The 20,309-nt window shown below is 41.4% G+C and carries 15 protein-coding genes, 1 tRNA gene and 1 pseudogene; 4 read left to right on the top strand and 13 right to left on the bottom strand.

All coding sequences use genetic code 11. The features are described 5' to 3' along the window. Positions 1 to 64 precede the first annotated feature (64 nt). The 5 genes from infB to D0907_RS05250 form a co-directional block, all read right to left on the bottom strand. Positions 65 to 2,722: a translation initiation factor IF-2 gene (infB, locus tag D0907_RS05275; protein ID WP_065978793.1), complete on the bottom strand. Its 2,658-nt coding sequence runs from the start codon at positions 2,720 to 2,722 to the stop codon at positions 65 to 67. A 25-nt stretch (positions 2,723 to 2,747) separates the two neighbouring features. Beyond that, complete coding sequence (gene nusA, locus D0907_RS05270) at positions 2,748 to 4,247, bottom strand: transcription termination factor NusA (protein WP_065978792.1); 1,500 nt, start codon at positions 4,245 to 4,247, stop codon at positions 2,748 to 2,750. Between the two features lie 38 nt (positions 4,248 to 4,285). Further along, positions 4,286 to 4,741 carry a ribosome maturation factor RimP gene (gene rimP / locus D0907_RS05265; protein WP_036969905.1) on the bottom strand — a complete coding sequence of 152 codons (456 nt, stop codon included), beginning with the start codon at positions 4,739 to 4,741 and terminating at the stop codon, positions 4,286 to 4,288. 294 nt (positions 4,742 to 5,035) lie between these two features. Next, positions 5,036 to 5,112, bottom strand: a tRNA-Met gene (locus D0907_RS05260). Positions 5,113 to 5,837: 725 nt separating this feature from the next. Beyond that, positions 5,838 to 6,617, bottom strand: a complete 780-nt coding sequence (locus D0907_RS05250; protein WP_075593892.1) for a DUF4124 domain-containing protein — start codon at positions 6,615 to 6,617, stop codon at positions 5,838 to 5,840. Positions 6,618 to 6,727: 110 nt separating this feature from the next. On the opposite strand from D0907_RS05250, the gene D0907_RS05245 reads away from it, so the two are divergent. Further along, positions 6,728 to 8,287, top strand: a complete 1,560-nt coding sequence (locus tag D0907_RS05245) for a cryptochrome/photolyase family protein (RefSeq protein ID WP_118844118.1) — start codon at positions 6,728 to 6,730, stop codon at positions 8,285 to 8,287. A 72-nt stretch (positions 8,288 to 8,359) separates the two neighbouring features. Here D0907_RS05245 and D0907_RS05240 read toward each other — a convergent pair whose 3' ends face one another. Next, on the bottom strand, positions 8,360 to 8,806 hold the full coding sequence (locus tag D0907_RS05240) for an Hsp20 family protein (protein WP_036971655.1): 447 nt from the start codon (positions 8,804 to 8,806) through the stop codon (positions 8,360 to 8,362). A 307-nt stretch (positions 8,807 to 9,113) separates the two neighbouring features. Between D0907_RS05240 and D0907_RS05235 the strand changes: the two genes are divergently transcribed. From D0907_RS05235 to D0907_RS05225, 3 genes are all read left to right on the top strand, one after another. After that, the gene (locus tag D0907_RS05235; protein ID WP_244223142.1) at positions 9,114 to 9,593 is read left to right on the top strand and encodes a TlpA family protein disulfide reductase; all 480 of its coding nucleotides are present in this window, start codon (positions 9,114 to 9,116) and stop codon (positions 9,591 to 9,593) included. Positions 9,594 to 9,710: 117 nt separating this feature from the next. Next, entirely contained in the window at positions 9,711 to 9,974 is a 264-nt protein-coding gene (locus D0907_RS05230) for a GrxA family glutaredoxin (RefSeq protein WP_036969909.1), read from the top strand. A gap of 147 nt (positions 9,975 to 10,121) precedes the next feature. Beyond that, the gene (locus D0907_RS05225; RefSeq protein WP_036969910.1) at positions 10,122 to 11,951 is read left to right on the top strand and encodes a DEAD/DEAH box helicase; all 1,830 of its coding nucleotides are present in this window, start codon (positions 10,122 to 10,124) and stop codon (positions 11,949 to 11,951) included. Between the two features lie 97 nt (positions 11,952 to 12,048). On the opposite strand, the gene D0907_RS05220 is transcribed toward D0907_RS05225, so the two are convergent. The 7 genes and pseudogenes from D0907_RS05220 to D0907_RS05190 all read right to left on the bottom strand — a co-directional run bounded on the left by D0907_RS05220 (position 12,049) and on the right by D0907_RS05190 (position 20,168). Further along, complete coding sequence (locus tag D0907_RS05220; protein WP_075593889.1) at positions 12,049 to 12,597, bottom strand: hypothetical protein; 549 nt, start codon at positions 12,595 to 12,597, stop codon at positions 12,049 to 12,051. Between the two features lie 77 nt (positions 12,598 to 12,674). Next, positions 12,675 to 14,231, bottom strand: a complete 1,557-nt coding sequence (locus tag D0907_RS05215) for an AbgT family transporter (protein WP_118844117.1) — start codon at positions 14,229 to 14,231, stop codon at positions 12,675 to 12,677. A 148-nt stretch (positions 14,232 to 14,379) separates the two neighbouring features. Continuing rightward, positions 14,380 to 14,655, bottom strand: coding sequence for a YfcL family protein (locus D0907_RS05210; protein ID WP_036969913.1), 276 nt, complete (start codon positions 14,653 to 14,655; stop codon positions 14,380 to 14,382). 2 nt (positions 14,656 to 14,657) lie between these two features. Further along, the gene (locus D0907_RS05205; RefSeq protein ID WP_118844116.1) at positions 14,658 to 15,800 is read right to left on the bottom strand and encodes an ATP-NAD kinase family protein; all 1,143 of its coding nucleotides are present in this window, start codon (positions 15,798 to 15,800) and stop codon (positions 14,658 to 14,660) included. After that, positions 15,790 to 16,344 (bottom strand): elongation factor P hydroxylase, encoded by a 555-nt coding sequence (locus D0907_RS05200; RefSeq protein WP_118844115.1) that lies wholly within the window; start codon positions 16,342 to 16,344, stop codon positions 15,790 to 15,792. The genes D0907_RS05205 and D0907_RS05200 overlap by 11 nt, the downstream gene beginning before the upstream one ends. Positions 16,345 to 16,444: 100 nt before the next feature. Continuing rightward, positions 16,445 to 18,034 (bottom strand): annotated as a pseudogene (locus D0907_RS05195) (HD-GYP domain-containing protein); the annotation flags it as partial. Between the two features lie 973 nt (positions 18,035 to 19,007). Further along, the gene (locus tag D0907_RS05190; RefSeq protein ID WP_118844113.1) at positions 19,008 to 20,168 is read right to left on the bottom strand and encodes a GGDEF domain-containing protein; all 1,161 of its coding nucleotides are present in this window, start codon (positions 20,166 to 20,168) and stop codon (positions 19,008 to 19,010) included. Positions 20,169 to 20,309: the final 141 nt, after the last annotated feature.

Genomic DNA, 20,309 nt, shown 5'->3' with positions numbered 1-20,309 from the left:
TAATTTAATTACGAATACACAAATGGGGGCTTAGCCCCCATTTATAATAGTGACTTAGACGAAATTAAAGTGAACGTTGTACTTCAACCGTCTCGAACACCTCGATTTGGTCGCCAACTTTAACATCGTTATAGTTCTTAACGCCGATACCACATTCCATACCGTTACGAACTTCAGCTACGTCATCTTTAAAGCGACGTAATGATTCAAGCTCACCTTCATAGATAACCACGTTATCACGAAGTACACGGATAGGTGCGCTACGCTTAACGATACCTTCGGTCACCATACAACCTGCGATAGCACCAATCTTAGGTGACTTAAACACGTCACGAACTTCAGCAAGACCAATGATCTCTTGCTTAAATTCTGGTGCAAGCATACCAGACATGGCTTGTTTAACTTCTTCGATCAGGCTGTAGATTACGCTGTAGTAACGTAGGTCTAGGTTTTCTGATTCAATCACTTTACGTGCTGATGCATCGGCACGAACGTTAAAGCCTACAACGATTGCATTAGAGGCTGCTGCAAGTGTTGCGTCAGTTTCGGTGATACCACCTACGCCTGAACCAACAATCTTCACTTTAACTTCATCAGTAGATAGTTTAGTTAATGAATCAGCAATTGCTTCAATTGAACCTTGTACGTCCGCTTTAAGTACCACGTTAACTTCAGAAACATCGCCTTCAGTCATGTTAGTAAACATGTTTTCAAGCTTCGCTTTTTGTTGACGTGCTAGTTTCACTTCACGGAATTTACCTTGACGATATAAAGCAACTTCACGGGCTTTACGCTCGTCTTTAACCACCGTGGCTTCATCACCTGCAGCAGGGATACCAGAAAGACCTAGAATCTCTACAGGAATAGATGGGCCCGCAGACTTAATGTCTTTACCGTTCTCATCTTTCATTGCACGTACACGGCCGTATTCAAGGCCACATAGTACGATATCGCCTTGGTTAAGCGTACCAGATTGAACTAAGATAGATGCAACTGGACCACGGCCTTTATCTAAGCGTGATTCGATTACAACACCCGCAGCCATCCCTTCTGATGGTGCAGTTAGTTCTAAGATCTCAGCTTGCATTAATACCGCTTCAAGTAAGTCATCAATGCCTAAACCTGTTTTGGCAGAGATATGGACGAATTGCGTGTCGCCACCCCACTCTTCAGGAATAACGTCTAGCTGTGCTAATTCGTTTTTAACGCGATCTGGATCTGCGCCTTCTTTGTCCATTTTGTTTACAGCGATGATTAGAGGCACGCCAGCTGCACGCGCATGCTGAACCGCTTCTTTAGTTTGTGGCATTACACCATCATCTGCTGCAACAACAAGGATTACGATATCAGTGGCTTTTGCACCACGAGCACGCATTGAGGTAAATGCGGCGTGACCTGGTGTGTCTAAGAACGTGATCATGTTGCCATTTGTTTCAACATGATAAGCACCAATGTGCTGAGTGATACCACCCGCTTCACCTGATGCCACTTTCGCTGAACGAATGTAGTCAAGTGTTGACGTTTTACCATGGTCAACGTGACCCATTACTGTCACAACCGGCGCACGAGGAAGCGCTTTACCTTCTTCGTTACGGTCGTTTAGCACTTTCTCTTCTAATTCATTTTCTTTAACAATGATAACCTTGTGTCCCATTTCTTCAGCAACAAGCTGTGCTGTTTCTTGGTCGATCACTTGGTTGATGGTAACCATGTCACCCATTTTCATCATTGTTTTAACAACTTCGGCACCTTTAACAGCCATACGCGATGCAAGTTCAGCAACAGTGATAGTTTCACTGATACGAACTTCATTTTTAACGTCTGCGGTTGGTTTTTGGAAACCATGCTGTAACGATGTAGGCGCTTTAAGCTTGCCTTTTTTACCTTTAGGTGCAACAAATTTTTCTTTTGCTGGACCTTTTTTCTTTTTCTTAGCACGGCGAGCAGTTTGCTCTTCACGAGCATCAGACTCATCTTCTGCTTCACGTGCATAAGTTGAAGTCGTAAGGTGGTGATCAGCACTTTCTTCACGCTGCTTACGCTCTTCTTCTTCTTTCTTCCAGCGAGCTTCATTTTCTTCAGCTAGCTTTCTTGCCTCTTCTGCTTGACGTTTCGCTTCTTCTTCAGCTTTTCTCAATGCGGCCTCTTCTGCTTCTTTTTGCAGACGCTCAGCTTCGGCGCGATCTTTTTCAGACTTAGCACTTTGTTCTGGGGTCATCTGCTTCTGTTTCGCTTTACGCTCAGCTTCAGCTTTGCGTTTAGCCTCTTCTTTGGCTTTACGCTCAGCTTCTTCTTTCGCTTTACGTTCTGCCTCTTGTTTCGCTTTTAGCTCCTCAGCTTCTTGCTGGGCTTTAAGCTCTGCTGCTTTACGTGCAGCTTCTTCTGCAGCTAAACGCTCTTCTTCTTGCTGTTGCTCAATGGCGCTTTTCTTAACATAAGTACGTGTTTTACGTACTTCTACTTGTACAGACTTTGCTTTACCTGTAGAGCCAGTCACACTCAGTGTGCTCTTGCTTTTACGTTGCAAAGTCATGCGAGCAGGGCCTTCCGAGCCCGTGCCGCCATGCTGCTTGCTAAGGTGATCAAGTAACGTTGACTTTTCAGCCTCGCTCACCATATCACCTGCTTTTTTAGAAATACCGGCTTGCTCAAGCTGCTGTAGTAACTTATCAACAGTTGTACCAATATCTCCGGCTAGTTTTTCAACATTTACTTCTGCCATAGTGTGTAATACCTCCGTTAATAAATTACTCGTCTGCGAACCAACAAATGTTACGCGCAGCCATAATTAGTTTGCCAGCTTCTTCTTCTGAAAGCTCAGTGATATCAACTAACTCGTCGATACCTTGCTCGGCTAAATCTTCTAATGTTATAACACCTTTACTTGCCATAACGAATGCAAGGTGACGCTCTAAACCTTCAAGGGCTAATAAGTCCTCTGCAGGTTCTGCACCTTCTAGGCTTTCTTCAGTTTTAAGTGCTTTGGTTGTCAGTGCGTCTTTCGCACGTGAACGTAAAACATCAACTGTTTCTTCGTCTAAGCCATCAATTTCTAAAAACTCTGATGCTGGTACGTAAGCAACTTCTTCAAGGGTTGAGAAACCTTCGTTGATTAGTAATGTTGCAAACTCATCATCGATATCTAGGTACTCAGTAAATAAGTTGATTAACTTGTCTGACTCAGCTTCATTTTTCGCACGCATTTCATCAACCGTCATTACGTTTAATTCCCAGCCAGTTAACTGGCTAGCAAGACGAACGTTTTGACCATTTCGACCAATTGCTTGCGCTAGGTTATCAGCTTCAACAGCGATATCCATTGAGTGTGTGTCTTCGTCCATCACGATAGATGCTACCTCAGCAGGTGCCATCGCGTTAATTACGAATTGCGCTGGGTTATCATCGTAAAGTACGATATCAACACGCTCACCACCAAGTTCAGTAGACACCGCTTGAACACGCGCACCACGCATACCTACACAGGCACCTACTGGGTCAATACGTTTGTCATTTGACTTAACAGCGATTTTCGCACGTGAACCTGGATCACGCGCTGCTGCACGTAATTCAATCATTTCTTCGCCAATTTCTGGCACCTCAATGCGGAATAGCTCCATGAGCATTTCAGGCTTAGAACGCGTTACGAATAACTGTGCGCCACGCGCTTCAGGTTTAACTTCGTAAAGAAGACCACGAATACGGTCGCCCGGACGGAAGTTTTCACGCGGTAGCATGTCGTCACGGTAAATAACCGCTTCTGCATTGTTACCAAGGTCAAGTACGATAGCATCACGCGTTGCTTTTTTAACAACACCCGTTACTAACTCACCTTGTTGGTCTTTGTATTCTTCAACAACAAGTGCACGCTCAGCTTCACGTACTTTTTGTACGATAACTTGCTTAGCCATTTGTGTTGTAATACGGTCAAACTTAATTGACTCAATTTGTTCTTCTACGTAATCACCCATTTGCAATTCAGGGTCTTCAACTTGTGCCGCTTCAAGCGTGATTTCGCTATACGGGTGCTCAAGTGAACCATCTTCTTGCACAGGAGCGATTTTCCAGCGACGGAATGTATCGTAATTACCTGTTTTACGGTCAATTGATACGCGAACGTCAATCTCACCATCGTGTTTTTTCTTTGTTGCAGTCGCTAATGCGAACTCTAACGCTTCAAAAATCTTTTCTTTTGGAACCGCTTTCTCATTGGAGACGGCTTCAGCAACCAATAATATTTCTTTTGCCATGGGTTATGCCTCGCTTGCCCTATTCCTTCGCACTCGAATTAAAACTTTGCGATGATGTTCGCACGTTCAATGTTACTTAGCATAATCATATGCTCAGTCCCATCTGCTGAAAGTGTGATCATATCACTGCTAACTGATACTAAATCGCCTTTAAAATTACGGCGACCATCTTGTGGAAGCTTAGTACGCACGCGTACTTCTTCTCCTTGTGCCTTCTCGTAGTGATCTTGTTTGAATAATGGACGATCAACACCAGGAGACGACACTTCCAAATCGTATTCGTTTGTAATTGGGTCTTCGACATCTAAGATTGCGCTAACTTGACGACTTACGTCGGCACAATTGTCTACCGTGATCCCTGCATCATGATCGATGTAAACACGTAATGTAGAGTGGCGACCAGCTTGCACAAACTCAAGACCATGTAACTCAAAGCCTAACATTTCAACGGCTGGTGAGAGCATGGCTACTAAATCTTGCTCAAGTTTTGTCACGAAAATCCTCCATACAAACAAAAAAAGGGCATATAGCCCTGAAATACTGAGTTTAATAATGATTCATAAAATCATGCTAGAATCAGATACAACAACGCCCCGAACCAAGCGGGGCGTCACACCTAAAGCATAAAACTGTGTGGCCTAGGGCCAAGCTTGGTTGCGGTCAATTACCTGACTAAATTAAACTAAATAGCCTAAACGCAAAACGCGCATTACCCAGAATGCGCGACTTCATACAGTAAAAAATTACTGTGCATGTTAAAGACAACTTACGATGTTTTAACATGAATTTGGTTGCGGGAGCCGGATTTGAACCGACGACCTTCGGGTTATGAGCCCGACGAGCTACCAGGCTGCTCCATCCCGCGCCAATGGATATCAAGTAAATTACTTAATATCGTTTGCTTGAGTGGCAAGCACATCAAGTCAATGGCGGCTATTATAAGCATGTAGCGCTCAATTAGCAACCTTCGGGCATGAATTAGTTGGACAATTTTTTACGAAAAAAAATAATGACAACCTTGTCATAAAATTTCCTATTTCCGAAAAAATAGGTCTATAGTTAACACTATAAGAAGAACAAACTATAGTGTTGGCTATTAAGCGATTTTCCTATGAGTCTATCTATTTTTCAAAAAAGGCTTTTACAACAGAATGTTGAATTGCTAAAACCTGATTTCCATCAATTTACGCACATCTTTTACCACAATTTGAGCCAGTGTAATCTAACAATGACGATGCCAAGCGAAGAGAGTGTTAGCAAACGAAGCTATATACTATTTTGTGCGCTTAACAAGGTTGTGTCACACCTTGATGACTTACCTTTGGTGATGCCTTTCATTCAATATATAGCAAATAACCTAAGCTTTTTGAATGTATCAAGTCACGATATAGACCATTTGTGTGACGCATTTTTCGACACGCTGGAGTCCCAGCAAAGAGGCTTAAACAGCCACCTAAAACAAGCGTGGTCACAGGCAATTCGTATATTTTCCAACATTGTTAAAAGCTATTTGTTTGCTTACAGTAATGTAATTTCAATCAATACACGTTGCGCTACTCGACTTAGTTCGTAGTTGAGGGCTGACACTAATTAATGTTGAGTAAGTTCATTATTCAGTCTATCGATTTGGCGCTGCTCAACAGCAATGAGTGTATTAAATTTACTGGTCACCGCAGACATTTTGTCTGATAAAGCCTGGTCGCTACTCGCATCGACTAGATTAGTCGGTCTCGTAGAGGCTTGTTGCTCAAGGCGCTTAATTTGTTGATTTAGCTCAACATGATAACGGTCAATTTTGTCTTTGTGCTCTGCGATTTCACGTTTAATCTGTTCACTACGAATAAAATGGTCAATTTCATTCTGTTCTGTATCGTTACTTTGCAAAACTAACTGGCTTTTTTCTGTGCTTAACCTGTCTATATTACGCTGCTCATTGTTGATCAATAAATTATAACGTTCTGAAACGGCAGACATCTGTTTAGCTATGGCGGCTTCTTTTTTTGCTCCGACCAAATTGTGCAGTTGCGCATCGGCTTGACTGCTTAATGCCGCAATTTCATTGTTCATCCGTTCTGAGTAAGAGTCTATTTTATTATTGTGTTCTGCAATTTTGGCGTCTATTTGCTTTAATCGAATATAGTTATCAATCTCTGCTGTTACATCGCTTGATTCAGAAACAGGTTTTGGCGAGCCTAATAATGTGGGGTTTTGCTCTTTAACGGTGATCAACTTTGCATCTTTGCCGCAAGGTTGTTGGCTAAACTCAACAATGCCATTTTTTTCACATTGATAAATTGCCGCGTTGGCCGCCTTGCTCAAAGTGACCCCTAAACAAACCAGTGTAAATAAAGTAAAGAAGCGTGGTTTCATAATATCGTCCCTGTTGTTTATCCTGTGTTTCTGTAAGCATGTTGTGGGCCAACACGATCTAAATTCAGCGGTATTACGTAGTAATTTAAATCAATTATCATGGGTTTACTATTGTGCATTACTCTACTTTGCGATTTATTTTTGGCGATCAACTCAATGCTAGCCACAGCTGGTATAAAGACGAAGACCAGCACACCACTCTTTATGTCATCGCTGAGCTAAAACAAGAAACCGATTACGTAAAACATCATACACAAAAAATTGCCGCCTTTTTCTTAGCAATGGAACACTTTGCAAAGGCGCTAAAAAGCGCGGGGTTTAATGTGCTACATCTTACCTTAGATGACACAGAAGATGACGAATCATTACCCGCCCTTCTTACCCGTTTAGCGAAACACTACCAATGTAAACGCATTGAATACCAGTATCCCGATGAATACCGACTCAAACAGCAATTACAGGCATTCTCAGAAAACAGTGAGTGTGCGATTACCGCATACGACACAGAGCATTTTTTACTTCCCTTTAATGATATATGCCAACACTTTAAAAAAGACAAGCATGTAAAAATGGAATTCTTTTATCGCGCAATGCGTAAACGATTCAATATATTAATGGACGAAAACAATGAACCGGTCGGAGGCAAGTGGAACTTTGATCAACAAAATAGAAACAAGTTAAAACAACATGATCTCAACGCAATTCCTGAACCACTGTGCTTTGGGCACGATGTTAAGGACATTCTTTCACGCATAAAAAAACATAACATAACGACATTTGGAGAGTGCAATCATTCGATACTTTGGCCAACAACACGTTATGAAGCAAAGCAGCTTCTTGATTTTTTTTGCGATCATTTGTTAGTTCACTTTGGGCAATTTCAAGATGCCATGACCTGTCAATCTGAGCACCAATGGTCGTTATATCACAGCCGCTTGTCGTTTGCTCTCAACACTAAAATGCTGCACCCAATGCAGGTTATTAAGCGCGTGATTGAGGCTTTTGAACAACAACAGCAAAAAATTGATATTGCCCAAGTTGAAGGGTTCATTAGACAAATTCTGGGCTGGCGCGAATATGTGCGTGGTATTTACTGGCAAAATATGCCTGACTACGCCAACAAAAATGCCCTTGACGCAAAGCGTGCCCTGCCCGACTATTTTTGGCACGCAAACACTAAAATGAAATGTATGCACCATGCAATTAAGCAAAGTTTAGACACCGCCTATGCTCATCATATTCAACGTTTGATGATAACGGGTAACTTTTGTTTGCTTACAGCCATAAACCCAAATGAAGTCGATGCTTGGTATTTAGGTATTTATATTGATGCTATCGAATGGGTTGAAATGCCCAACACTCGCGGCATGAGTCAATTTGCAGACGGCGGCTTAATTGCCACTAAACCGTATGCCGCAAGCGGTAATTACATTAATAAAATGAGTGACTATTGTAAGGATTGCCATTACAACGTGAAAGAAAAAGCCACCGATGATGCGTGCCCTTTCAATAGTTTATATTGGAACTTCATGCTAGAGCACGAACAATTGCTTAGCAAAAATCCGCGTATAGGCATGATTTATAACACTTGGTATAAACAAGACGAATCGCAGCAACAAGCCACTCTTAAACGCGCAAAGTGGTGCGTCGATAATTTAGAGAAATTATAAAAAAGGCCGCCTCAAATGAGGCGGCCTACTTCTAACAAATAACAAGGGGAAACAATGCTGATTACAGCTTAATTACTTATTCTCAAGCAATTTACCACTGCCAATTTCAATTTTACGTGGTTTGAGTGCTTCAGGAATTTCACGCTGTAAATCAATGCTTAAAAGTCCATTTTCAAGGTCTGCACCGAGTACTTTAACGTGGTCACCTAGTTGGAACTTACGTTCAAAGTTGCGCTCAGCAATTCCTTGATGGATAAACTTACGCTCTGCATTGTCTTCTTTGTCAGCTTTTGTGCCGCTGACTTTTAATGTATTGTTTTCTGACTCAATGGTCAGTTCACTTTCACTAAAACCGGCAACGGCCATAGTGATACGGTATTTGTCTTTATCTAATGCTTCGATGTTGTATGGAGGAAAACTTGGCTGCTTGTCTGTGCGTGCTGCCGCATCCATTAATGATGCTAAATGATCGAAGCCAATGAATGAACGATAAAGTGGTGATAAGTCTACTGTACGCATAATAATATCCTCATATTTAAGCGATATTTTGTTAGTACTCTTCTTTTGAACAAGTGCTAACAAAGTTAAATTAATTATATAAATTTCAATTACTTTGGTTTGTTTGGGACCCATCAGGCGTCCTCACTAAACGATTTATGGGCAAGCAAAATCTTTTCAAGATTTTTTACAAAAAAAATTGCAATTTTTTTCTCTTTTTGAAATTTATTGAGGCTTATTCTGGTCTGAATAAGTTGATTTTAAAGGGCTAAGCACGTACAAAATAAAAATGAAAAAAATACCCTCAGTTTTAAAAAAAATAGTCGCTTTGACTAAAAACTTGCTGTTGATGGCTATCATCTTGTATGCCGTTACGCTATTTCAGCAACGAAATTTATTACCAACAGACCACACTCCCGCCCCCTATTTCAATTTAGCGACACTCGACAATCCACAGCAACGCGTCACCATTGCCGATTTAAAAGGCACAAACACAGTGCTGTATTTTTTTGCCCCTTGGTGCAGTATTTGTCGCTACAGTATGCCTAATCTCGAAAAAGCCTATCAACAAGGCGAACTGAATGCGATTGCCATTGCCCTTGATTATGAAAATATTGACGAGATAACGCAGTTTACAGATTCACTAGACTTAACGATGCCCGTTTTATTAGGGACACGGTATACAGGACAAGATTACAAAGTCAGTGCCTACCCAACGTATTATGTTATTAATGAGCAACTCGCGATTACAGCTCATTCTATGGGGTATTCCACAGAACTTGGGCTGCGCATACGAACACGAAAGTGACTTAAGAGGCACTCAGAGAAAAAACAGAATAGAGTAATCGATTTTATGCACTGTTTTTATGAATCTAATTCGTTAATATGATAACTAGACCAACACACTTACATCGAGGAGAGCGATATGTTGACTGTAATTTTTGGCCGTGAGGGCTGTCCATACTGTGTACGCGCAAAAGACGTAGCAGAAAAACTAGCGAACGAGCGTGAGGATTTTAAATTTCGCTATATCGATATCATTAAAGAAGGTATCAGCAAAGCAGATTTAGAAAAGTCTGCTGGCAAACCTTGCCCAACCGTTCCACAAATTTTTATTGACCAAACTCACATTGGTGGCTTCACAGAATTCGAAGCATACGCTAAAGAAAATTTAGGGTTATATCAATAAATTGTAAACATGGTTGATTTTGGTAAATTACAACTGATTAAATTATGACCAACATCAACCACATACAAATTAGTTGTAATTTATACAAGCAATTGCATTGTATTTCCTATACAATGCGCGCCTCTTTAAATTCGTTGAGGCGTATTAATGTCAGAACCAGTCACGTTTGAATCTTTAAATCTTTCTCCTGCAATTTTAAAAGCAGTTGAAGAGCTAGGTTACAAGACTCCATCTGAAATCCAAGCTCAATGTATACCGTTATTGCTAGAAAGAAAGGACGTACTGGGACTAGCGCAAACGGGTACAGGTAAAACAGCAGCATTTGCACTGCCATTACTAAATAATATTGACCCGTCTGTGAAACAGCCACAGATCCTTGTTCTAACGCCTACGCGTGAACTTGCGATCCAAGTAGCTGAGGCATTCGAACAATATGCTAAGCATACTCGTGGTGTAGAAGTTTTAGCCCTTTATGGTGGCCAAAGCTACAGCATCCAATTAAGTGCACTTCGTCGTGGCGCGCAAATCATTGTTGCAACGCCAGGCCGCTTAATCGACCACATTAACCGTGGCACAATCAAATTCGAGAGCTTACAAGCCCTTGTTCTTGATGAAGCGGACGAAATGTTACGCATGGGTTTCATTGATGATGTAGAAAGCATCATGGAAAAAACACCGCGTGAAAAGCAAACATGTCTTTTCTCTGCAACCATGCCTAAGCAAATCCAAAATATCAGCAGCAAATACATGAACGAGCCTGAGCAAGTTCATATTTCAGCGCGTAACTCAACAGTATCGACTGTTGAACAAGTATTTTGGAATGCACACGTACACAAAAACAAAGCGATCGTGCGCTTCTTAGAAGCTGAAGAATACGATGGTGCGATTGTTTTCGTACGTACACGTAATGACACAGTACAATTAGCTGAATTACTTGAGCGCGAAGGTTTCTCTGCCGCACCACTTAATGGTGACATGAACCAACAAGCACGTGAACGCACTGTAGAGCGTTTGAAAAGTGGTTTACTTGATATCGTAATTGCAACCGACGTTGCAGCACGTGGTCTAGATGTTGACCGTTTAAGCTTGGTAATTAACTACGATATTCCACAAGACTCTGAAGCCTACGTTCACCGTATTGGCCGTACAGGTCGTGCGGGTCGTTCAGGTAAAGCGATTCTTTTCGTAAAACACAACGAGCGTTATTTACTTAAAAATATCATTCGTCATACGAAGTCTGAAATTGCACAAGTAGATTTACCAACAGCGAAAGTTGTTGAAGAAAAACGCATCAAAGCATTGCAAGACAAGTTGACTATTGCACTTGAAAATAAAGACATCACGTTCTTTAACCAAGTAGCGGCCAACATGGCTGAAAAGCTTGAACTAAGCTTCGAAGACTTAGCAGGTGCCTTACTGTGTTTAGCGCAGCAACAATCACCAATCAAGGTTGAAGAAGTTAAAGTTCAACCGCGTGGCGAACGTACAGAACGCGGTGGTGATCGCCGTCGTAACGAACGTGCTGACCGTGGTGATCGCCCTGCTCGCGAACGTAAACCGCGTGAGCCGCGTGAACGTAACAGCCGCAGCATGGGTCCTATGGATACATACCGTATCGAAGTAGGTCGTGAGCACGGTGTACAAGTTAAAAATATCGTTGGTGCGATTGCTAACGAAGCAGATATCTCAAGCAAGTTTATTGGTGACATTCGTCTGCACGACAGTCACAGTACGGTACAATTACCGCAAAACATGCCTAAAGATGTGCTTGATCACTTCCAAAAAGTGTTTATTTGTAAACGCCCAATGGGAATGACACTCACCAAAGCTGAAGCCGCTTCTGAGCGCCCAGAGCGCAGCGAACGCCCAGCAGGTGAGCGCAGTGATAAAAAGCGTAGCTTCAAAGACAAAGACCGTGGTGAAAAACGTAGCGGCCCTCGTAAAGAGCGTCGTCCAGTAAGCTTCACAGCAAACTAAGCGTTTAAAGCTAACGACTAAAAAAACCTTGTCATGAGAGTGACAAGGTTTTTTTGTGTCTGAAGTAAAGCTGTCAGCCTAAACTTTCAGTCTTAAGTTAATAAACACCTAGAAACTTTTGGACATCATTAAAGAAAAATTCATCAACATTAAAATATTGAATAAAACTATCTTTGCACCCTTGCTCCTTATATAAGAAAACTACATAACATATTAATTTTGCTGCTAGCTTGATTATGTCGTCCCTATGTAATTTACTAGCATTAGGCTCATAAATGTAGCGGCTTGATTTAAAAGATTCTCTATATTTTTCTAGAATTTCAAGCTCATTTTTATTAACTAAAAATTTTGCGATATCAAGAGGTAATGAGTGATATAGAATAATTAAATCATGTGGATCAGACTTCTTTGGTAAACTTTTTCTATCGAAGATATATGTTTCATTTGGCTTACTTATATTACCTACAGCAAGAGCATTAAAACTTTTAAATAGTATTTCGATAGATAAAACCGATAAAACACTTTGAAGCCCCATTCTCTGATGCGACGCAGTTTTAGCTACCATATAATAATCATATGCACATTCAATCATATATGGTCGAAACTCAACTTGAGGTAATGATTTAATATCTATTTTAAGTTTCAATTATATTTCCCATATGAAATCTAAATAAATAGAAATTGAAAAAGCCTCAGCATGGCTGAGGCTTTATTACTTAATCGTTATGATCCCGCTGGGTACACGTAGCTTGACTGTAGGCCGAGTGGGATGCCTAAGCCCCAATATGCTAGTAAGAAGATACTCCAGCCGATTAGGAACGCGATAGAGTACGGCAGCATCATGGCAATTAAGGTGCCGATACCTGTGCCTTTAACATACTTCTGGCAGTACACGACAACCAATGGGAAGTAAGGCATTAACGGGGTGATAATGTTTGAGCTTGAATCACCCACACGGTACGCTGCTTGGGTTAAGTCTGGCGATATGCCTAATTGCATTAACATAGGCACAAAAATAGGCCCAAGTAATGCCCATTTTGCCGAGCTTGAACCCACAAACAAGTTTACGAACGCAGTTAAGAAAATAATACCAATCACGGTTACAGAACTGGGTAATTGCATGGCTTTTAACAGCTGTGCACCTTCAATAGCCAGTAATGCCCCAAGGTTTGATTTACTAAATGCCGCGATAAATAACGCACAGAAAAACGCCATTACTATGTAATACGCCATGCCGCCCATTGCTTTACTCATGGCATCAATCATGTCTTTAGAGCTTTTGAACGTGCCAACCACAAAGCCATAAACTGCACCAGGTATCCAGAACAGTAGGAAAATTAGTGGCACGATAGACTGCATCAAAGGTGAACGGAAGTTAGTCAGCGAGCCATCGGGGCTGCGCATAGCTGAGTCTGCGGGAGCGGATACAAACCAAAGTAAAGCAAGGCCTGCTACCATCACTGTGCTTGCAATATAAAACGCACGCTTTTCATCGCTACGCGCTTCATCAAAAGCGGGTAAGTCTTCGGTGTCACCATCAAGTGGGGTATTTTGTAAGCGTGGTTCAATAATTTTATCGGTAATGTACCAGCCTAATAGAATAATGAATAAGCTTGAAGCTGAGGTGAAAAACCAGTTATTTAATGGGTTAATCGCCATATCAGGATTAATAATTTGTGCTGCACTTTGGGTAAAGCTTTGCAGTAATGGATCGATACCTGATGGAATGAAATTGGCACTAAAGCCCCCACTCACGCCCGCAAAAGCCGCGGCAATACCCGCAAGAGGATGACGACCCATCGCATAAAAAATAACCCCAGCAAGCGGGATAACTAACACGTAGCCAGCATCAGTTGCGGTGTGGCTAACAATCGCCACTAAAATAATAGACGGGGTCAATAGCTGCTTAGGAGTGACTTTTAGCATTAGCTTTAAGCCCGTATTGATAAAGCCTGAATGCTCAGCAACCCCAACACCTAACATTGCAACAAGCACAACACCTAAAGGAGCAAAGCCTGTAAAGGTTTTTACCATCGACGATAAAAAGGTGGCTAAGGAATCACCCGCCAACAAATTATGGACAACAATGGCCTCGCCTGTTCGTGGGTCTATGGCGTCAAATGTCATGCCCGAAAAAAGCCACGACAGCAGCCAAATAAGTAACATGGCCACTAAAAAGATAATGGCCGGATCAGGAAGCTTATTGCCTACCCTTTCAATGGTATTTAAAAAACGTGCGATTGCTCCGCTTGATGCCTGCACATCATTGTTATTATTCATTTTCGAATTCCCTAGAAAAATTTCTTGCTTACCTTATCGCATCCGCGTTAAGAGGTAAATTTTAAGTTAACTAAGCTATCCGATTTGGGTACTTAAACTATATAAAAAAAGCGGCCAAAGCCGCTTATTTAAATAACATCAACACCGATTAGGCTAATGCTTTTACTTCATCCCATAAACGAACCACTAATGCTTTATCATCTTCGTTAAGCTCACCATTACGGTATGCTTTAACCAGGCTCGACTCGACTTGGTTATTAAGCTCGTCGGTTGATAAGTTTAATTCTTCAACTTGCGCATACCCTACAGCCAAATCAAAATGGCCTCGTAAATAGCCACCAGCAAATAACTCATCATCGGTTGCTTTATCAACTAAATCATCAAAATATTGCTGCGCTGCATCAATATAATTTACTAAACTCATGGTTATCTCTCCTCTGGGTGCAGCCCATCTTGATGACCTACTGCATACATTATATGGTCATTAAAACCTGTGGTTACTCTAATATAACCACTTAATTCATCGTCTAACTCACTGTCGCCAGTATCGGCAATCAATGGGCGGCCATTCAAGGCCTGTAATTTTGTTTTGGTTGCGACCACAATAATATTATCGCGGCCGATAGCACGAATAAGTGCTGGACTGAGCTGTTGATTTCCACGACCAAAAATATGGCCCTGACCACCGATCAGGGTGATCACTAATTTAGTCGGTTTACCGTGTGTTAGCTCCAGTAATTGCTGTGCAGTTAAATCCTGAGCAATCAGCGCTTGGTCTGCCACTAAATCAACACCGAGTAAGGTATTCTCTAGGCCCATTTCTTCCATAATGGCAGCAACTGTTGAGCCACTGCCCATGACGTATAAAGTCTCTTCATCCATGTCAGACACCACATAAGCAGCAATATCAGCAAGCACTAACTCGTCGGTTTCTTTACCCCCATTTTTAACCGCTTGCACGTAACGTACTTCGCTCGGCACTTGCATTTCACCATACCGCTTTGCTTTTACGGTGCCTTCGCGAAATGCGGCTTCGTCGATATCCATCACGTCTGCATCGCCTAAGCTCACCAACTCACCTTTTACAAGCATTTCAACCACTCGGCCCGCAGCTTTTGGGGTAATAGCATACACACCTGAATGAATTTTACAGCCTGCGGGAATGCCCAACACAGGTGTAGTGTCGCCAACAGCATGACAAATATTTCGGGCTGTTCCGTCACCGCCTGCAAATAAAATAAGGTCTACGCCTTGTTCTACGAGACACTTTGCAGCTTGCTCGGTGTCATCCGGCGTCGTAACGTCGCCACTGTGATAAATAATCTGGGTATTAAAGCCTAGTTGGGTGGCAGTTCGCTCCCCCATTTCACCATTAACGGTGTATATAATGAGCGAGTCTTGATACGCAAGTAATACTTCAAGTGCTGCACGGGTGCGTAAATTTGCTTTGGGTTCTGCGCCGAGTGCCATGGCTTTCGCTGCTGTATCAGCACCATCACTGCCTTTAAGAGCTACACTGCCACCAAGCCCTGCAACAGGGTTTACAATTAAACCTAACTTAAACTGCATCAGATAACTCTCCTGGATGTTGCCATACAAATTGTGCACTTGTCAGTGGCCAAGGGGTCTTATAAAAATCACTGAGTGCTTTTAGTAGTGCGTAAGTTCGTTGATTAAAACCAGACGCTAGTAAACTTAATAGGTGCTGGTGAACACGCTGCTGAAAAGCAAAACGACACGTTTGTTCGCCATTTAAATTATCGACCGAAACATTAAAGTCAAAGCCTGCCGCAGCGCTAAGCGCCCATTCTATTGCTTGGGGTTTAACTTCTACCGCTTCAAACTCAGCTTGCTGATGTTTATCACGACCATCAGGACAATACCAATAGCCATAATCTTCCAGTAAGCGGCGTTTTTCACCTGCCACCAGCCAATGGGCAATTTCGTGGAGTGCACTGGCGTAAAAACCATGCGCAAAGACAATTTGATGATAAGTCGTTTGCTCATCTGCAGGCAGGTAAATAGGCTCGTCAGCACCTTTAATTAAGCGCGAGTTATGGCTTTGATAAAAAGTGCTGTCAAAAATAGCAATTAAATCGGCAATCTGATGCATACTGGCTTACATTCATCTCGTTAAAGCGTTACAACAACGCACCAAAAACGAGGCGAATTGTACGGACTTTTCAGCCTAAAGTAAAAACAACCCCTCTCGGTTAGAGGTATTTTGCGATATCGACGTTATCTATTTGTTCAGGGCTCAAGTAGCGTTTTGCGTATTCAAGGTAAATACCTGAACTTAAAAACAGTTTAAATACGTCACGATCAATATGATCGTCATCGACCATTTTAGCTAAAATATCAATAGCAACACTCAATGGTTTGGCCTTTTTATATGGCCTATCTGCTGCAGTGAGTGCTTCAAAAATATCAGCAAGTACTAACACTCGTTCAGGTATCGATAAGTCATCCGCTGATAATTTACGCGGATACCCCGTGCCTTTTAAGGTTTCGTGGTGGGTCGATGCATAGCGCGGCACACGGGCTAGCTCTTCGGGGAATGGCACATTATTAAGCATACGAATCGTGCTGATAACGTGTTCATTAATTTTAAATCGGTCTTCTGCGGTAAGTGTTCCACTTCTAATTTGTAAGTTATATAACTCACCTAAATTATACTTGTATTCAGGAACCGACATTTTTATACCTAAATTAGCATCGTATTCCACAGCCTTGTGGTGCGTAATTAGGTCACTGGGTTTATCACTTAACAGCGTTTCTTCAACAGGTAAAGATTGCCCCTTTAAATCTGCAAAGCGTATTTCTTCTAGAGGCGATAAACCAAGCGTTGCATCGAAATGCCGATGCCACTTAATACACGCAACGTCTTTTAAGCGTGCAAGTTGCTCATCATCCATAAACTCACTTCCCACATTGCAAGTAGCAATGAAAGCAAAGTCAGCATGTAATTTGTCTGTTTCAGCGTCTAACTGCTGTTGCAGTGTCTCCCTGTGTGTTGGGTTTTCAAGCAGCTTTTCGTAGTAGTTTATTTTAGCGTCGCGCAGTAACACTTCAAAACGTGTACGGATTTCATGAATACGATTATAAATGGTTTCTAGTTTGGTGCCTTTGTCTACAATGTGTTCTGGCGTGGTAATTTTACCACAGTCATGTAACCACGCTGCCAGTCTAAACTCACGTTTTTCATCTTCGTTTTTAAATGCAAACTCTGCAAAGGCGGGATCTGTTGAATCAGATGCAGCATTTGCAAGCCAAATGCCAAGCTCAGGAACACGCTCACAATGCCCTGCTGTATAAGGTGATTTATCATCAATCGCTTGGGCTATAAGTTCAACAAACGATTCCATGAGTGCTTTTTGTGAGTTTTCGTGTTTCTCTATAGAACGGCTCATATCAACCATTGAATTGGCTAAATAATGAATTTCGAGAATGCTACTTGACAGAGTCGACACATTTTTATACTCGCGCTGCTGAATTTTTTTGTTCTCACCAACAAGCTTTAAAATTGGATTCACAATTGATGATGCAAAAAACCACGATATTGGCAGTAGCAGTAATAAACATAAACTCGTTATTAAAATAGAAATCCGAATTTTCTCACGAATGACCGCAAGTACATCTTCTTTTGCTACCAATACGGTGAAGAAATCTTCATTGTCAGCTTGCATGTCACCGCTTAATGGTAAGGGCACGACAAACATGTATTTTTCTATCCCATTTTCATGTACATCCTGCATTTTGCCAAACTGATGACGCTTATTTGCAAGGCCTGTTTTTTGGTCATCAAGCTTAATAAGCGCTGATAAATCATCAAAGGTATGCTGATGGCTTTGCGTTCTACTGCTGGCAATAATGTCACCACTACCCTGATAGACATACATTTCGGCGGAAACCAAAAACTGCATTTTAGTCTGTTGCTCAGTTAAATACGCACTTAAACTCGAACTTGCTATATCCACCGCAAGCACATCGCCGGTATCATCTGACTTAATCGAATAGGTATAACCCGGTACGTGGTAAACATTAAACATGTACGGTTCAGATTTGGTAACAACCCCACTTTCTGCATCTTGAAACCATATTCGCGTTCGTGGATCAAAATCGGTTTGTTGCTCTTCTGCTTTACGGACTGTCAGTTGTGAGTCTAAAAATAACATCGACTTACGACGCTCTTCACCTTCCCCCGATACTTTAATGACCAGCCATTTATACTCAGCTTTTATATTCAAGCTGGCGGGTAAATTTGCATACCCTTTTAGATTAATAACTTGGAGAAAATCACCATTCGAACGCCCTAAAATAAGTGAATAAAAATCTGTGTGGCGCCTCAGTACCTCTATGAGTACATTTCGAAAAATCTCATAGTTACCTTGGCTTTGTGAAAATAGGCGTGTGTCATGAACCATCACGCTGAGGGTGTTATCTGCACGCTGATTTATACGTGTGATATGATCAGCAATCTGCTGGCTTGTTTGCTTAAATTGCTGAGCTTTGGTGTGCAATACTAACTTTTCACTGAAGTAATAATGCAAGCTAATCGCCACAATTCCCGTCAAAAGACTGGCAAGCGCAAAGACTAAGAGAACACTCGCTCTAATTGATATTTTATAGCCTTTTTTATGGCGTGATAGCATTATGCATCTCCTTGCATGCTCTCTTTATTGAATGAATATAAGAAAAAAGAAGTACAGATAATATATACAAGTATCTTTGGATAATTACAATTTATTGACTAAATTAAACGCACCTTGGTATCGATTAAATTTTAATAACCAATTGATTTCTTCCGCCTTCCTTAGCTTGATACAAAGCCAAATCAGCTCGTGATATCACTGATTTTTGCTGCTCCTCACGCATGATGGTCATACCAAAACTTGCTTGTATCGATAAAGAGCAACTACCTAATTTAAACTCCTCGGCATTTAACCTTGCTATCATGCCGTTTATAAGCGCAGTGGCATCTTTTAATGAACAAAGCGGCAGTACAATGACAAACTCTTCACCACCAAATCGATAGACATCATCAGCACTGCGCAGAGAGTTCGTTAAAAAAGTCGAAAAGTGCTTAAGCACGGTATCCCCCATTTCATGTCCATGGGTATCGTTTACGCGTTTAAAGTAATCAATATCAGCTAAAACGACACACACATGTTTCGTTTTATTTTGCTGCTTAATTAATTTTTGATATCCCTCATAATTGTTATCAAACGCACGCCGGTTAGGCAGCTGTGTGAGTGCATCTTTAAATGCCTGTCTTTTCATTTCATCTGCAAGTTGACTTAGCTGAGTGTTACGAACAAAAAGCTGCCGACGGATTAAATGCTCATGAGCCGACATAACGACCCCTGCAAAATTAGCGGATACATGTGCCAACCCAACCATATAAAAAGTATGGCTACTTACATCTTTATTAAAATAAATAACGGTAATTGCAAATGCACTGTAAGACACACCGATTAAGGTGGCATTCTTTAATGACAATAAAGTAGAGAAATACATAGTGATCAAAATAATCACATCAAAAAACATATGCAGGACATAATGGCGCTCAAAGGTGAACACCATAAATTGCATACTAAAAAATAAGAATGTCATAAACGCAGCCACCGCCTGCGATAATTGCTGTGGTGTCCGGATATAGCACACCCCAAGAGCAGTGATCACACAAACTGCAACAGAAATAGTCCGGCTAAATAATGCAATACCGGGCCAAAAGTTGGGTTGAATTATCATTTTATCGGAATAGGTCACCAGCATAATCATAATGGCGGTGATACAGGCAAGAAACTGTGCAGTTTTTTTATCTTGCTCAAGCTTACTTTGAGTAAATGCTTGCTCAACTTGCATAGAGTTGAACCGACAAAAGTAGCGTGCAATTGACATATCTTGATTTAATAACTTTGCACCGAATGTGCTCATAATTATATACCTACGCAGGAACGGAAAAAGGCGAGTAATGAGGTGTTTAAATAAAGAGCAACCGTTCCATTATAGAGTGAAGAGCTTACAATTAAACTCGTTCTTTTGTATATAAATTACACACATGCACCAACACAAAGT

Source organism: Pseudoalteromonas lipolytica (assembly GCF_003515105.1).
In the GTDB taxonomy this organism is placed as follows: Bacteria; Pseudomonadota; Gammaproteobacteria; order Enterobacterales; family Alteromonadaceae; genus Pseudoalteromonas; species Pseudoalteromonas lipolytica.
The sequence above is the reverse complement of the archived record's forward strand: the minus strand, read 5'-3'. Positions and strand labels throughout refer to the sequence as shown.